Below are 14984 nucleotides of genomic sequence, written 5' to 3'. Positions count from 1 at the left end.
GGGCTGGTCACGATCGCTCACAATTTGCCGGAAGCCATCAGGTTTTCGGGCGCTTGATCGCGCCCGAAACGGCCGGTCCGGAACGGGGGCTGCCGCCAGCTTCCGTCCGGACCGGCTAATTGTCGAGCTCGCGATAGCGGCGGAAGATGCCCTGCTCGTTGAAGGAAATGCGGCGCTCGCATGCGAGATAGGCTTTGATGTTCGGCCGCGCGGCGATCCGGTCGTGCAGGCCGACGAGACCCGGAATATCCGTCTCGAACGCCTTCATGCGCTTCGGAAACGCGTAGCGCAGCCCGGCGACGATCTGGAACAGCGAGAGATCGACGTAAGTCAGCCGACGACCCGTCACGTAGGCGCCACCATTGCCGGCGAGCAGTTGCTCGAAATAGCCGAGATATTTCGGGACGCGCTCGTCCCAAAAGTCGGCGGTGCGCTTCTTCGCGGCCGGCCGCGCGTCCTCGTAATAGAGCGAAGGTCCGAGCGGATGATGGGTGTCATGGATCTCGACCACGAGATCGGTGATGGTGAGCTGAAGCTGGTGCACCCAGAGCTGGCCTGCTTCCGTCTTCGGCGCGAGGCCGTGGCGGCTGCCGAGATAGAGCAGGATGTTCGCGGTCTGGCCGATGACGAGCTTGCCGGCTTTGAGGAACGGCGGCGCAAAGGGCGGCGTGCCGGCATCCGCGTCCATCATCTTCATCATCGCACTGGTGCCGCGCGGTCCCCGCGCGACGTCGACGTAAGCTGCCCCCGCCTCCTCCAGCGCCAGCCGCACATATTCGCCGCGGCCCTGGATCTCGGGCCAATAGTAGAGCTCGTATTTCATGGGAGGGGTCCGTGAGCGTGAATGCTGCGGAACCAATGTAGCATGTGGCTCGGGGTTCCGTCAGGGCGAGACGGAACAGCCGCGCCACAAGCACACTGTCATTGCGAGCCAACGGGTCCGCGCGAAGCGCGGCCGGATGACAGGCTCCGCGAAGCAGTCCAGAATCTTTCCACAGAGGCAGTCTGGACTGCTTCGTCGCGGAGTCTGTCATCCGGCCCGCCGAAGGCGGGACGGCTCCTCGCAATAACGGGAGTCTCAATTCGCCGCGAAGCAATACAGCAGCCCGTCGCCGCCGGTGCTCTTCAGATCGGCCTGCGAGCAGCCGCCGTCGGGACCACGCGAGGGGTGAGAGCTGTTCCAGGACTTTGACGGCTCGTCATCGCGCAGACCCTTGCGATCCGCGTGACCGACGACGGCCGCGCCCTGCGTGCTCGACGTCCAGTTCTTGCAGGTCTTGTCGTCGCCGGCCGAAAACGCCGTGCCGTCGGGTTGCGTTCCCGTGAGGATGTCGTGCCGGTTCGGCGTATCGCCGGCGCCGTTGTTGACCTCGCCCTTCTCGCTGAGTGCCGTCTGCTTGGTGAGATTGTTGGCCGGACCATGCAGGTCGGCAACGTCCTTGGCGATGACCGAGCCCTTGGCATTCTGCCACGGTCCCTTGCCGATGCGATCGCGGGCGTTGACGGCCGGCTTGCCGTCGGCGGCCTGCGTCGAGAGATAGGCGCGCCAGGTCTTGGCACCGGCGCCGGCCGCCTGAGCGAGCCTCGCGCACTGCGCATCGGCTCCTTCCAGGCCGCCAAGATCGGCGCCCTTGCCCGGGCCGCTGGAGGTCACGAAGAACGTCATGTCAGCTGACTGCGCGTGCACGGATGGCGCCGCAAGCAAGGCCAGCGTGAGCGCGAGCCCTGAAATCGTCACGGATCTCTCGATACGGATCATCTTGTCCTCCCAGGAGTGTTTTTGGTTCGCCGCCTGACTCCAACCCGAGCCGCACCCGCTTATTCCGATGCCGCGCTGCGGGACGCCCAAAAGAAAAAGGCGCCGTGCCGAAGCACGACGCCCTGATTTCTCATCTCGTCCGCGATCAGTTGGTCTGCTGGATCGCCGACAATTCCCAGCCGCCGCCCGGACGACGGGCGAAGGTCCAGATTTCGGTCGCCTCGCCCGGCTGCTCGCTGCCGGCGACGATCGCGCCGGTGTTGCGGTCCAGCGTCTTGTCGGTGAGCGCGAAGCGCAGCGCCACGGTGGCGTACTCGGTCTCGCCTTCGCGCCAGGCTTCCGCGAGGTCGCCCTGGAGCAGCTTCACGTTGGTGACCTTGTTCACGGCGTTCCGCGCACGGTTCTGGGCAAGGTCCTGCTCGAAATAGGAGACCATTTCCGGCGTCGCGAGCGTGTGCAGCTTGGCCACGTCCTCGTTCGACCAGGCGGTCTGGATATCGCCGAGCAGGCGCTCGAACGCCTCATAGTCGTCGGGCTTGATCTCGAGCGGCGCATTGTTGTTGGCGCCGAAGCCGAAGCCGCCGAGACCACCGCCAAGTCCGCCACCGAGGCCGCTGCGATAGTTCGTCTGCGGTCCGGGACCTGCGCCTGCGTCAGCATTGGCATAGGCCGCCTGCGGACTGTGGCGGCGCTGCCACCACGACATCGCCAGCCGCACCACGAACACCACGAGCACGATCTGGATGATCAGGCCGAGGATCGAGGACAGGCCGCCGAGGCCGCCGAACAGGCCGCCGCCGAACAGCATGCCGAGCAGGCCTGCGCCCAGCCGCCGCCGACGCGCGCATCGGCAGACGAGATGGCGAGCGCGGTCGGCAGCGCAAGCGCCAGCACGACAGCGATCGTCTTGAAAAGACTGCGGGAGCGTTGCGAGAAATTCATGTGCGTTTCCCAAATCCCCGGCATGGGGACGTGCCCCTAAGATGGGCAGACTTCCCGAAAAGTGAAGACGGTTTCGGAACCCGCAGCTGCGGCCCTCAGTCGCGGGGATGTGGCAAAAGCCCATATTTGGCGGGGGTTTGCCGGGGTGGCGCGGGGGAACCGTGGTCGCGGGTTACCACTGGCTTAACGAGGTGAATTCCGCTTTTGCACGTGAGTGCGGACGAGCTCTCTCCTCCGTCATTGCGAGGAGCCCTTGCGACGAAGCAATCCAGAATCTTTCCGCGGAGACAGTCTGGATTGCTTCGTCGCTTCGCTCCTCGCATTGACGGAGAGCGTGGAGAGCGCGCGCCCTCACCCCTGCTTCGTCATCGTCTCCTTCACCGCCGCCACGAGCTGGCTGAGGGTGAACGGCTTTGGCAGGAAGTCGAACTGCTGGCCCTCGGGCAGGCTCTTCTCGAACGCGTCCTCGGCGTAGCCGGAGACGAAGATGAACTTGATGTCGGGATTCTTCTCGCGCATTGCCTTGAGCAGCGTCGGGCCGTCCATCTCTGGCATCACGACGTCGGAGACGACGAGATCGATCGCACCGCTCTGCTCGTCCAGCACCTCCATGGCTTCGACGCCGTTCTCGGCCTCGACCACGGTGTAGCCGCGCGAGCGCAGGCCGCGGGCGTTGAGCGCGCGCAGGCCCTCTTCGTCCTCGACGAGAAGGATGGTGCCCTGCCCGGTGAGATCGGTACGGGGCTTCGCCTCCGCGGCCGCGGGCGCGGCCTCCTTCGCGGCGCCATTGGTGGCGCTGACGGCCGTGGCCGGCGGCTGCTCCACCTGCACCTCCGCCTCGGGATGATGGCGCGGCAGGAAGATGTGGAACGAGGTACCCTGCCCCGGCTCCGAGTCCACGTAAATGAAGCCGCCGGTCTGCTTGACGATGCCGTAGACGGTGGAGAGACCGAGGCCGGTGCCTTTGCCCACCTCTTTCGTCGAGAAGAACGGCTCGAAGATCTTGTCGCGGATGTCGGCGGGAATGCCGGTGCCGGTGTCGGCGACCTCGATCCGCACATAGTCCGCGGCCGGCATGCCCTTGTAGGCGAGCTTGGCTGCTTCCTCGGCGGTAACGTTGGCGGTGCGGATGATCAGCTTGCCGCCGTCGGGCATGGCGTCGCGGGCGTTGACCGCGAGGTTGACGATGACCTGCTCGAACTGGGAGACGTCGACCTTGACCGGCCAGAGATCGCGGCCGTGGATGGTCTCGTGCTTGACCTTTTCGCCGATCAGCCGGCGCAGCAGCATGGCAAGGTCGGACAGCGCGTCGCCGAGATCGAGCACCTGCGGCCGGAGCGTCTGCCGCCGCGAGAACGCCAGCAGCTGCCGCACCAATGTGGCGGCGCGCGTCGCGTTCTGCTTGATCTGCATGATGTCCTGGAACGACGGATCGGTCGGCTTGTGCGCGTTCAGCAGGAAGTCGTTCGCCATCATGATGGCGGAGAGCACGTTGTTGAAGTCGTGCGCGATGCCGCCGGCGAGCTGGCCGACCGTCTCCATCTTCTGCGACTGGTTGATCTGGTTTTCCAGCGCACGCCGCTCGGTGGTCTCGAGCATGTGCACGATGGCCGCTTCCGCCTCGTTCTCGGCGGCGTCCACTGGCGTGACGAAGAATTGGCCCCAGCGCTCCTTGGTGCCTTCCAGCGCCACCTCAACCGGCGCGACGTCGGCCTGGCCGTCGGCGGCCTGGTTGATGGCCGCGATCAGGAGCTGGCGGTCGCGCGAATTGACCGCGCGGAAGATCGACTTGGCGGCGCTGTCGAGGCCGAGCTGCCTGGCCGAGCTGTCGTAGCGCGCGTCGCCCGCACGACATTTCCGGCGCGATCGACGGTGGCGATCGCCATCGGCGTGTGGTCGAAGAAGCGCATGAAGCGCACTTCGGCGGCCCGATCGGGATCGCTGCGCTCGTCGCGGGCGCGGCTGATGACGAGCGTGCGCGACGGCCCCGGCCCACCGTCGGCGCCGAAGGCGAGCTTGTGATAGAGCCGCACCGGCATGGTCTTGCCGGTACGCATGCGCAGATCGATGTCGAAGACCTCGGTCTTCACCTCGCCCGGAACCGCCACGATCGCGGTGAGCAGCGAGGCGCCGTCGCCGGAGACGATGTCGGTGAGCTTCAACCCGCCGGAACCGATCTCGGCGAGGTCGTAGTCGAGCCAGTTCGCCAGCGTCGCGTTGACATAGGCAAGCTCGCCGGCCGGATTGACCGAGAAGAAGCCGCAAGGCGCGTGATCGAGATATTCGATCGCGTGCTGGAGCTCCTGGAACACGTCCTCCTGGCGCTCGCGGTCGCGGGTGATGTCGGCGATCGACCACACCGCGTATTTCGCCTCGCGCTTGCCGCTGCCGAGCGGACGTACCCGCATCCGCAGCCAGCGGCCCTGGCTGCCCTCGTGGCCGGAGATGCGCACCTCTTCCTGCTGCCGCTTGCCCTCGCGGGCAGCCTTCAGCAGGCGGAATACGGCCTCGGAAACGTCAGGGTTGCCGATGAAGACGCGCTCGACGGGCCGCACGTCCTGCGGACCGGCAGCGCCCGTCAATGTCAGATAGGCCGCGTTGGAATAGACCACATGGCCGCGCGGATCGGTCACGGCGAGGCCGTCGAAGGCATGATCGGAGATGCGGGCGATGATGGGATCGTCGAGATTTCGGTCGGCGAAGCGGATGATGCCGGCGGCGAAGGCGAACAGGTTGAACAGGCCGACCATCGCCAGCACGGCGAGGATGCCGAGGATGTAAGGCTGCGCCTGCGCGCGCCCGAGCGTCATCAGCCCGATGGCGACCGCAACGAGACCGGCGGCCACCAGCAGCACCAGCGCAATGCTGCCCGAGCGCGGCGACGGCTCGTGCGCCGCAACGGGCTCGCGTGTGAGGTCGTGGTCGGTCTCAGCAGTCATCTCAAGCTGGCGCAGCCTGTTGGCAGAGAATCAACGCGCCGCCGCGCGCACGGGGCCTTCCCTGCCTCAATCGGACCCGGAGGCGCAAGGGCAGCAGGGGCGAAAGGTACGCTGATTCCCAGATTACGGCCATTTCCGGTACTTTTCGGGTGTTTTATCCCCGCCCGGCGCCAAATCCGCGCTTCAGCCGCATGACGTAGCCGATGACTTCGGCCACCGCATGGTAGTGCTCGGTCGGGATTTCCTGGTCGATATCGACGGTGGCGTAGAGCGCGCGGGCCAGCGGCACGTTCTCGACGATCGGGATGTCGTGCTCGCGCGCGATCTCCCGGATCTTGAAGGCGAGGTTGTCGACGCCCTTGGCGACGCAGATCGGCGCCGACATGCCGCGCTCGTAGGACAGCGCCACCGAATAGTGGGTCGGGTTGGTGATGATCACGGAGGCCTTGGGAACCGCGGCCATCATGCGCTTCTTGGAACGCTGCTGGCGCAATTGCCTGAGCTTGCCCTTGATGTGCGGGTCGCCTTCGGACTGCTTGAACTCTTCCTTGATCTCCTGGAGCGACATCTTCTGCCGCTGGAACCAGCTGCGATACTGGAAGAAATAGTCGCCGATCGCGATGATCGCGAGCGCCGCGACCACCGCCCCGAGCAGATGGATGGTCATGCTGGTGGTAGCGCCCAGCATGGCGGCCGGATCGAGCTTGACCATCGCCTCCATGCGATGCCGCTCCGGCCATAGGACTATGGTCATAACCGCGCCGAGCACGACGAGCTTGCCGAGCCCCTTGAGGAAGTTCGCCGCCGCCTGCTTGCCGAAGATGCGCTTGAAGCCCTCGGCGGGCGAGAGCTTGCTGAATTTTGGCTTGAGGGATTCGGCCGACCACACCAGGCGGTGCTGGAGCATGTTGCCGGCAATCGCCGCCAGCACCAGCATCAAGAGCGGCACGCCGACCGCGGCGAGCACGGCGAACTCGATCTGCTGCATCAGCGCGAGCAGGTTCCTGCCGTCGGTCCTGATCATCCAGGAATTGGCGAGCAGGTTGCGCATCGGCGTCACCAGCCCGCTGCCGACCGATCCCGAAAAGGTCGAGACCACGAGCGTGCCGCCCGCGATCATGAACCAGGTGTTGATCTCCTGGCTTTTCGCAACGTCGCCGCGTTCGAGCGCTTCGTCGAGGCGCTTTTGTGTCGGGTCTTCTGTTTGACTTTCGGGATCGTTGTCTTCCGCCATCGATCACCTATTTGAGCGGCATCATCTGGTGCATGACACCGATGAAGTAATCCAGATACGTGCCCATCATCGCGGTGAGCACCACGGCGAGCACCAGGAAGCCCGCGAAGATCGACAGCGGCACGCCGACGAAGTAGACCTGCATCTGCGGCATCAGCCGCGCCAGCACACCGAGCCCGATATTGAAGACGAGGCCGAACACCAGGAACGGCCCGGAGAGCTGCAGGCCCAGGCGGAACGCGGCGGCGAAGGCGCGCGTCGCCAGCGAAGCGACATCGCCGCTCGACACGGTCTCACCAGGCGAGAAAATTGAGTAGCTGTCGTTCAGCGCCGCGATCACGAGGTGATGGCTGTCGGTGGCGAACAGCAGCGTGACGCCGAGCATGGTCAGGAAGTTGCCGACCAGCACGCCCTGCTGGCCCTGTGTCGGATCGACCGAGGTGACGAAGCCGAGCCCCATCTGCTGCGCGATCACGGAGCCGGCGACTTGCAGGGCCGACAGCGTCACGCGCGCAGTCGCGCCCAGCACGATACCGATCACGATCTCATGCAGCATCAGCACCAGAAGCGGCGCCAGCGATCCCATGTCGACATGATAGGCATTGCGGTGCAACGGCAGGATGATCAGCGTGAGCAGCAGCGCGATCGACAGTTTTATGCGCGTCGGGATGTTGGTCTCGCCGAGGCCTGGCAGCAGCATCACCATCGCGCCGACCCGGGCGAAGGCGAGCATGAAGGACGCGGCGAGCGCCGGCAGCAGCGAGACGTCGATGCGCATGACGGGCGCATTGTGCCTCAGCCGCCGATGATTCGCGACGAGATCCGCAGCATGTGCGCGTGGAGCGAGTCGGCCATGAATGGAAGCGCTAATAGCATCGTGGCAAAGATGGCGAGGATCTTCGGCACGTAGATCAGCGTCTGCTCCTGGATCTGCGTCAGCGCCTGGAACAGCGACACGATGACGCCGACCACGAGGCCGACCACCATCAGGGGCGACGACACGATCACGATGGTCCAGATCGCATCACGGGCGACGTCGAGGGTTTCGGGTCCGGTCATTTTGAATTCTCGCTTCCAGTAGTTTCCGTCATTCCGGGGCTCGCGAACCGAGACCCCGGAATCTCGAGATTCCGGGCTCGGTGCTTCGCACCGCCCCGGAATGACGTGCCCAAAAATCAGATCGGCATCTTCAGGATGTCTTCATACGCGGCGATCACGCGGTCGCGGACCGACACGAGTGTGGACACCGCAACGTCGGTGTCGGCGACCGCCGTCACCACGTCCATCACGTTGGCCTTGCCGGCGGCCATCGCCACCGTCTGCGCGTCGGACTTGCGGCCGGATTCCATGACGCTGCCGACGGCGTCTTTCAGCAGCGAGGCAAAGGACTGCCCGCTCGCTTCGCTGCCCTTGCCGGCGCCGCTGTTCTCCAGCACGCGGGCGAGGTTGGCGTAGGCATTGGCGGCGATTGTCGGTGATGCCATGGCTCAAATGTCCTGTTCAGCTCTTGAGGATGTCGAGCGTGCGCTGGATCATCCGGCGCGTCGCACTGATGATGTTGAGGTTGGCCTCGTAGGACCGCTGCGCATCGCGCATGTCGGTCATCTCGACCACCGAATTCACGTTGGGATATTTAACGTTGCCGGTGGCATCCGCCGCCGGATTGTTCGGCTCGTATTTGACGCGGAAGTTGGACTGGTCGGGCTTGATCTTGCCGAGGGTGACGACCTGGGCGTCGAGCGTGCGATCGAGCGCTGAGGAGAAGGTCGGCACTTTGCGCCGGTAGGGATCGCCACCTGATGTCTGCGAGGTCGAGTCGGCGTTCGCGATGTTTTCCGAGATCACCCGCATGCGCCCGGCTTGCGCGCGCAGGCCGGAGGTCGCGATCGCCATCGAGCGGGCAAAGTCGCTGCTGTCATTCGCCATGACCTACCCCTGCCCTAACCCTTGCCGATCGCGGTCTTGAGCAGATGCAGGCTCTTCGAATAGAGCGAGGTCGCCGCTGCGTAATCCATCTGGTTGCTGGCGGCCTTCATCATCTCCTCTTCGAGATTGACGGCATTGCCCGCGGGGCGGGTCTCGAAGCCCGCATTCTTGTTCTGGTCGAAGCTGGAGGCCGCGCCTGACGGCGTCATGTGCGAGGCGCTGGTCACGGTCATCGCCAGCGGGCCCATCGAGCCGGTCACCGCGGCTGATTTGTCGAGCTTCGGCTCGACCAGGTCGCGCGGCCGGAATTTGGGGGTGTCGGAGTTGGAGACGTTCTCGGACAGGACGCGCTGGCGCTCCTGATGCCACTGCATCTTGGTGCGAAGCGCCGACAGCACCGGGAGGTCGTTGATGGACATCGTTGCGGCTCCTTCCGCCGTCGGACCCGTGTCCGAAGCTAGGCAGAATTTGCCGCGTGTATGGTTAACAGGTGGTTAAGGATGCCGGGAACGCATGATGCTCGCTTGTCCCTTGCCGGGACACGAATTCGCTGCCCCGTGATTCTACGTTCCCAAAAGTGGTATTAACCCAACCGCTTGGCCGGGCGTGCACAGGCCAAGAAGTCGTTTTGGATCGGGCGATTCATAGGTTAATAAGAGTTGGGGACGGCAAAACTTGCCGTGGGACGTTAAGAGATCGCAGTTTGGGGCATCGTACGCCGGTGGTTGGCGCATCTGACCATGGGCGCAAGAGAAGCGCCATTTGTCGGGGACATGTATGCAAGGCAGCCCTATCACCTTCATCCTCGCGTTCATCGTCGTTCTGGCGTTGATCGGCGTCGCTGCATGGCTGGTGCGCCGATTCGCCGGTAACCGGCTCGGCGCCAACACCCAGCGCGGCAGGATGCCCCGGCTCGCCGTGATCGATGCTGCCGCGGTCGACGGCCGGCGTCGCCTGGTGCTGGTCCGGCGCGACAATGTCGAGCACCTCCTGATGATCGGCGGCCCGACCGATATCGTCGTCGAGCCCAATATCGTTCGCGCCGCCCCGGGCCGCGACCAGCTTCCGCAGCGTTCCAACGGCGCCGAACCGCCACGCCTCGCCCCGATGCCGGATGCCGGCGGCTGGGCGACTTTCCACATTTACGTCGGTTGCCAGGACGTTCGCACCGCCTTGACGGAAAGCGCGATCCAGCTGATCGCGTTCTCACGGTGCTGTCGATCGCGCCGTCGATCCTGATCATGATGACGTCGTTCACGCGCATCGTGGTGGTGCTGTCGCTGCTGCGCACCGCGATGGGCACAGCGACCGCGCCGCCGAACTCGGTGATCATTGCGCTGGCGATGTTCCTCACCTTCTTCGTGATGGGACCGGTGCTGCAAAAGTCCTACGACGAGGGCATCCGCCCGCTCGTCGCCAACCAGGTCAGCGTCGAGGACGCGCTCCAGCGCGCCTCCGTGCCCTTGCGCGGCTTCATGCAGAAGAACGTGCGCGAGAAGGACCTCAAGCTGTTCCTGGATCTCTCCGGCGAACCGCCGCCCGCCACCCCCGACGAGCTCGCATTGCGCATCCTCGTCCCCGCCTTCATGATCTCCGAGCTGAAACGCGCCTTCGAGATCGGCTTCCTGCTGTTCCTCCCGTTCCTGATCATCGACCTCGTCGTCGCCTCGGTCCTGATGTCGATGGGCATGATGATGCTGCCGCCGGCGACGATCTCGCTGCCGTTCAAGCTCATCTTCTTCGTGCTGGTCGACGGCTGGTCGCTGGTGGCGGGGAGCCTGGTGCAGAGTTACGGGGGGTAGCGGCCGCGATCTCCGCTGTCATGCCCCGCCTAGTGCGCAAGTGCGCACAAGGCGAGCGATGACACCGAGAATGTGGCGCACAGCGAGACGACGTTTACAGTTCGCCCCTACCCCTTCACGTCATACTGCTTGCTGAGGTGATCGCCGATCTGCACCAGCATGGCGACACTTTCCGGGAAGCCTGGCTTGTCCCTCGTCGCCTGATCGGCGTCGGCGCGGAACTCCCAGCTGTCGCCGTCGCGGACGATGGAGATGGCGAGGTCGTCCGGGCCATCGGCATGGGCCTTCAGTTCGGCCCGTGCCATCGCGATGAGTTCGGCTTCGGTCTTGGCAGGCTTGCTCATTTCAACGCTCTCCCGGCATGAAGGGGTACAGGTTGCCGCCTTGCGCGGCACCTGTCGAGAGGCCGAGAGGTAGCAGGGTTCCTAAAGCATGATCCGGAGAAGTGCGAAGCGGTTTTCCGAGAAGATCATGCTCAAACAACAAGAAGCCAAAGCGCGATGACGATTTATCTCAATCTCATCGCGCTTTAGCGCGTCATCTTGATCTGCCGCACGACCGGGATCGTGGGCAGCGAGCCGGTGTGGTCGGTCTCGTCATGGGCCTGCGGCGCGGCCGGCGCGCGGGCGGTGGCGTCGGGGAAGCGCTGCTTCATCTCGCGCAGGAAGCCGTCGAGCGTGTCGACGCTGGCAGCGAGCTTCGCGATCTCGGCGAATTCGGCGCTGGAGGCCGCGGCCGGCTTGCTGGCAATGTCAAAGGCGACGCGGTCGGCGCTCTCGCTCATCAGCGGCGCGTATTTCTCGCGGAAGCGCGACAGGCCGATCGAATCGTCGGCGAGCGCATAGCCGACGGCGGCGCGGATGATGTCGCTCTTCTCCACCGCATTGAGCGGCTTGAAGTCGCGGAAGCGGTCGCCGTAATAGAGCTCGATCTGCTCGGCGGACTCGCGCCAGCGCCGCGCCGCCCAGAAGATGTCAGACCGCAGCCGCAGCACCTCGCGCCCGCTGACGTTGGAGACGATGTCGAGCGCGAGATCGTGGCGGCCGACGTCGCTCTGCGCCCGCGCTTCCAGGAGCAGGCGCTGCTGCCTGAGCTCGCCGGAGAGATCGCTGATGCGGCTCGCGCGCAGCGCCGTGATCGCCATGTCGGGCTTGCGGTTGGCGAGATAGATCATGGAGAGGCGCGCGGCGACCTGCGCGCGCGCGGCGCCCTCGAGGCGGTGGTCGACCTGGTATTGCAGCAGCTCGGCAGCCTGGTCGAGCAGGTCGATCGAGGCGAGACGATCGGCGAGCCGGCGGATCAGCTCGTCGCCGCGGCGGCCGATCGGCGTCAGCTCGCGGAACTCGTAGAACATCCCGAGCGCCTCGACCGGCGGCAGCTCGTCGCCCTTCAGTCCCAGGAATATCTGCGTGAACAGGTCGGAGGCGAGGTCCTGCGCCTGCCGCGAGGCTTCCGCGTTCGGCTGGAGCCTCGTTGCGGTGCGCGCCGCGGCGAGCGCGTCCCGATAACGCCCGTTCTCGGCATACATCTTCGACAGCATCTGGAGCGTCTTGACCTCGATCGAGTCGCCGCGCCAGGTCATCGACAGCGTCTCGAGATCGCGCAGCGCGTCTTCCTTGCTGATCTCGTCGCGCTTCTGGCGCAGCGCCACTTCCAGCTGCTTGGCCTCGGCCGCCGCCTGACGGTCGTTGGAGGCAACTGCAAATTTGTAGTCGTCGAGCGCGTCCTTGTCGTGGCCGAGCGCCTCGGCGAGCCGGCCGCGCAGCACGGAAAAGCCGGGCGCCGCCTCGGGCGGCACACCGACCACCTCGATCTCGCCGCGGCGCTTGGAGGCGCCGGCATAGTCCTTCACCTCGAGCGCGGCGCGCATCGCGTCCATCGTCACGATGCGCTGGATGTCCAATGGCAGCGAGGCGATGGCGAATTCGACGTTCTTGAATTTCTCGCGGGCGTCCGCCCATTTGCCCTGACGCGCATAGGCCAGCGCTTTCCAGAGCTGGGAATCGTGGCTGTTCCCGATAGCGGGATTGGCAAGGTCCTTCAGGCCCTGCGCCGGCCGGCCGATCAGGATGCTCGCGATCGCATGCATGATCAGCGCGCTGCTCTCCTCCTTGTTGAGGGGATCGCTCAGCATCACGTCGGTCACGGACTTGGCTTCGTGGTACATGGCGCGCGACATGTAGAACTGCGCGAGGTCGAGCCGCGGCAGCGAACGCTGCCCCGGCTCGACCGCCGAGATCGCCGTCACCAGATCGCTCTGGCGCGTCCAGAAATTCTCCGACTGGCCCTTGCGCCAGCCCTCGGGGCTGAAGATCGGGCGCACCGCGGTCGGCGCGCGCTCGGACGAGATGTCGACCGGCGACAGCGTCAATCCGCCCTTCTTGCCGAGGATGACCTTGTCGGACCCGACCTCGACGCCGACCTCGTCGGAGTTCGGCCGGATCGCGATGCCGTGCGCGGATTCCAGCAGCGACAGATCGACGAGATCCTGCCGTTTGATGAAGCCGCGCACCGGCCGCTGCGCGGTGACGACATAGAGCGTGTCGCCAGCGTCGGGATCGGTCAGCTTATGCAACAGGCCCGGATTGGCGAACGGGATCGCGAGATTGGCGAGCGCGGGATCGGTGATGTTGCGCGACATCATCAGCGGCAGCGGCGTCGCCTGGATCTTGTCGGCGAGCGTGAGCAGCCAGTTGGTCTCCTTGCCGACCTCCTCGCTGGTCAGCGAATAGACCAGCGGCCGGGTGAGACGGATGCGGACCGCCTGCCCCTTGTCGAGCGGCACGCGGCCGACCTCGCCGATCATCGCGCCGCCCTTGGTGCGGATCGCCTCGACATCGATCGGCTTCGGCGTGTCGAACACCACCCAGACCGTGTCGCCGCGGCGGAACGCCGCCGCAGCCGTTGCGACCTGAATCGGGAACGTCACGCGCAGACCGTCGCTGTCGCGGCGCGCATCGACGCTGGCAATCGCGGGCTGCGGCGCGGCCGGCGCCTCGGCTTTGACAGGCTCCGGAGCAGCTTCCTTGACGATCTCCTTGACGATTTCCTTGGGCGCCTCGGCGACTGCAGGCGCCATTGGCTTGACCGGAGCGACCGGTACGGCGGCTTCCGCCACGGGAGCAACAGGCTTCGGAGTTTCCTTCTGCAAGTCCTTGGGCGCTTCCGCAGCGTGCGCGGCTTCAGCCGCGGGAGCCGGCGCCGGCTTCGGCGCTTCGACGGGCGGCATCGCGGCGGGCGCTTCCGGCTTCACCTCGGGCTTCACTTCGATCTTGGCTTCGCGCGCGATCGTCTCGGACGTCGGCGGCGCGATTTCGCGATGGGCCTCCTTCGGCTTCTCGGCCACAGGCTTTTCCGGCGCAGGCGCAGGTCCATGGCCTTGGGCCGCGGGCTTCGCCTGCGCGATCACGGACTCGGCCGTCGCCGCGGTCTTGCCCTTCTCCGGCTGGAATGAGATGTCGACGACATAATTTTTGTCGTCGCGGAAGGAGTGCACGTCGGAATCGCCGATCAGCGCGATCTCGACATTGGTCTGGTCGATGTCGGCCTTCTGCTTGATCGAAGCGACGTTCGGCGGCGCCGCGACAACGGCATCCGCCAGATCGAAATTCAGGTTGGCATTGAAGGCGAGCGTGAGCTTCTGCTCGTTGAGTACGGAGGAGACACCGACGCCGTCGGGCATCTCGAACACGAAGCGGACGAAGGTCGGCTGGATCGAAGCGCGCACGCGGATCTGCGGACGCTTCTTGCTCTCGGCCGCGGCTCGCTGCGCACGCAGTGCGCGCTCGGCTACACGCGCGCGCTCGGCGAGCTCCTTGACCACGTCCATCGGCAGGCTCGGCGGCGGTCCCTTCCAGCCTTCCGGCAGAAGGTCGATGAAGGTGCGTTCGCCGGCATTCATGGTGTTGACGGTGACGCGCCGGGCCAGCGACATGCGGATGGCGCCGCCATCAGGATCGCGCCGGGCGGAATTGACGTAATCAGGCGCGCCTTCCGGAACGCGGTCGACGGGAACGTCGACCGGCCGGTCGAACCGGACGATGAGGATGGAGCCCGCGGTCGTCACCTCGGAGGGAACGTCCTCGCCGAGCTTGATCACGAGACGGGCAAAGCCGCCGCCGGCCGAGAAGGTCGCCTCGCCGCGGATCGGATCGGCGGCCCGGGCCATGCCGCCGAAGCCGACCATCAGGCAGACTGCCAGCACCGGCGCCTTGCTGACATGACGCGACAGCCCCCGCGCCAAAGCGCGGGCTCGCGACAACAATCCAGCCTCTCGCGCCATTGGCGGCATGTCTTCCGATTTCGACGATCCACGCCGGCGCTAAGGCCGGCCCCTGCCTTCGAATGTAGGTTTTGCCAATTAAGGACTTCTTAAGTATGAG

Annotated in this window: 10 protein-coding genes and 4 pseudogenes; 2 read left to right on the top strand and 12 right to left on the bottom strand. The window is 65.5% G+C overall.

The window, feature by feature from the left end; all coding sequences use genetic code 11:
* Positions 1 to 115: 115 nt before the first annotated feature.
* From FOM02_RS08235 to flgB, 10 genes and pseudogenes are all read right to left on the bottom strand, one after another.
* Entirely contained in the window at positions 116 to 823 is a 708-nt protein-coding gene (locus FOM02_RS08235) for a glutathione S-transferase (RefSeq protein WP_027560307.1), read from the bottom strand.
* Positions 824 to 1078: 255 nt separating this feature from the next.
* The gene (locus tag FOM02_RS08230; protein ID WP_027560308.1) at positions 1079 to 1759 is read right to left on the bottom strand and encodes a lectin; all 681 of its coding nucleotides are present in this window, start codon (positions 1757 to 1759) and stop codon (positions 1079 to 1081) included.
* A gap of 145 nt (positions 1760 to 1904) precedes the next feature.
* Positions 1905 to 2725: pseudogene (locus tag FOM02_RS08225) on the bottom strand (Tim44 domain-containing protein).
* A gap of 327 nt (positions 2726 to 3052) precedes the next feature.
* Positions 3053 to 5640 (bottom strand): annotated as a pseudogene (gene cckA, locus FOM02_RS08220) (cell cycle histidine kinase CckA).
* Positions 5641 to 5794: 154 nt separating this feature from the next.
* Positions 5795 to 6874: a flagellar biosynthesis protein FlhB gene (gene flhB, locus FOM02_RS08215; RefSeq protein ID WP_027560311.1), complete on the bottom strand. Its 1080-nt coding sequence runs from the start codon at positions 6872 to 6874 to the stop codon at positions 5795 to 5797.
* 7 nt (positions 6875 to 6881) lie between these two features.
* Complete coding sequence (gene fliR / locus FOM02_RS08210; RefSeq protein ID WP_027560312.1) at positions 6882 to 7652, bottom strand: flagellar biosynthetic protein FliR; 771 nt, start codon at positions 7650 to 7652, stop codon at positions 6882 to 6884.
* Positions 7653 to 7669: 17 nt separating this feature from the next.
* On the bottom strand, positions 7670 to 7933 hold the full coding sequence (gene fliQ, locus FOM02_RS08205; RefSeq protein ID WP_011088555.1) for a flagellar biosynthesis protein FliQ: 264 nt from the start codon (positions 7931 to 7933) through the stop codon (positions 7670 to 7672).
* A 116-nt stretch (positions 7934 to 8049) separates the two neighbouring features.
* A complete protein-coding gene (gene fliE, locus FOM02_RS08200) occupies positions 8050 to 8358 on the bottom strand; it encodes a flagellar hook-basal body complex protein FliE (RefSeq protein ID WP_027560313.1) in 309 nt (102 codons plus the stop codon).
* Positions 8359 to 8374: 16 nt separating this feature from the next.
* The gene (gene flgC / locus FOM02_RS08195; protein ID WP_027560314.1) at positions 8375 to 8800 is read right to left on the bottom strand and encodes a flagellar basal body rod protein FlgC; all 426 of its coding nucleotides are present in this window, start codon (positions 8798 to 8800) and stop codon (positions 8375 to 8377) included.
* A 14-nt stretch (positions 8801 to 8814) separates the two neighbouring features.
* The gene (flgB, locus tag FOM02_RS08190; protein WP_027560315.1) at positions 8815 to 9219 is read right to left on the bottom strand and encodes a flagellar basal body rod protein FlgB; all 405 of its coding nucleotides are present in this window, start codon (positions 9217 to 9219) and stop codon (positions 8815 to 8817) included.
* 358 nt (positions 9220 to 9577) lie between these two features.
* Here flgB and FOM02_RS08185 point away from each other — a divergent pair.
* Both FOM02_RS08185 and fliP read left to right on the top strand, forming a co-directional pair.
* A pseudogene (locus tag FOM02_RS08185) lies at positions 9578 to 9931 on the top strand (flagellar biosynthetic protein FliO); the annotation flags it as partial.
* A 42-nt stretch (positions 9932 to 9973) separates the two neighbouring features.
* Positions 9974 to 10602: pseudogene (fliP, locus tag FOM02_RS08180) on the top strand (flagellar type III secretion system pore protein FliP); the annotation flags it as partial.
* Between the two features lie 107 nt (positions 10603 to 10709).
* Here the strand turns inward: fliP and FOM02_RS08175 are convergent.
* Both FOM02_RS08175 and FOM02_RS08170 read right to left on the bottom strand, forming a co-directional pair.
* Positions 10710 to 10946, bottom strand: coding sequence for a hypothetical protein (locus FOM02_RS08175; RefSeq protein WP_027560318.1), 237 nt, complete (start codon positions 10944 to 10946; stop codon positions 10710 to 10712).
* Positions 10947 to 11131: 185 nt separating this feature from the next.
* On the bottom strand, positions 11132 to 14893 hold the full coding sequence (locus FOM02_RS08170; RefSeq protein ID WP_416207763.1) for a tetratricopeptide repeat protein: 3762 nt from the start codon (positions 14891 to 14893) through the stop codon (positions 11132 to 11134).
* Positions 14894 to 14984: the final 91 nt, after the last annotated feature.

It is taken from the genome of Bradyrhizobium sp. SEMIA (assembly GCF_014844175.1).
GTDB classification, from domain to species: Bacteria; Pseudomonadota; Alphaproteobacteria; order Rhizobiales; family Xanthobacteraceae; genus Bradyrhizobium; species Bradyrhizobium arachidis.
The sequence above is the reverse complement of the archived record's forward strand: the minus strand, read 5'-3'. Positions and strand labels throughout refer to the sequence as shown.

What these genes read in the sequence shown, in the direction of transcription:
- FOM02_RS08235 (WP_027560307.1), bottom strand. Translation starts at nt 823, where the DNA reads ATGAAATACGAGCTCTACTATTGGCCCGAGATCCAGGGCCGCGGCGAA.
- fliQ (WP_011088555.1), bottom strand. Translation starts at nt 7,933, where the DNA reads ATGACCGGACCCGAAACCCTCGACGTCGCCCGTGATGCGATCTGGACC.
- flhB (WP_027560311.1), bottom strand. Translation starts at nt 6,874, where the DNA reads ATGGCGGAAGACAACGATCCCGAAAGTCAAACAGAAGACCCGACACAA.
- FOM02_RS08175 (WP_027560318.1), bottom strand. Translation starts at nt 10,946, where the DNA reads ATGAGCAAGCCTGCCAAGACCGAAGCCGAACTCATCGCGATGGCACGG.
- fliR (WP_027560312.1), bottom strand. Translation starts at nt 7,652, where the DNA reads ATGCGCATCGACGTCTCGCTGCTGCCGGCGCTCGCCGCGTCCTTCATG.
- FOM02_RS08170 (WP_416207763.1), bottom strand. Translation starts at nt 14,893, where the DNA reads ATGCCGCCAATGGCGCGAGAGGCTGGATTGTTGTCGCGAGCCCGCGCT.
- fliE (WP_027560313.1), bottom strand. Translation starts at nt 8,358, where the DNA reads ATGGCATCACCGACAATCGCCGCCAATGCCTACGCCAACCTCGCCCGC.
- FOM02_RS08230 (WP_027560308.1), bottom strand. Translation starts at nt 1,759, where the DNA reads ATGATCCGTATCGAGAGATCCGTGACGATTTCAGGGCTCGCGCTCACG.
- flgC (WP_027560314.1), bottom strand. Translation starts at nt 8,800, where the DNA reads ATGGCGAATGACAGCAGCGACTTTGCCCGCTCGATGGCGATCGCGACC.
- flgB (WP_027560315.1), bottom strand. Translation starts at nt 9,219, where the DNA reads ATGTCCATCAACGACCTCCCGGTGCTGTCGGCGCTTCGCACCAAGATG.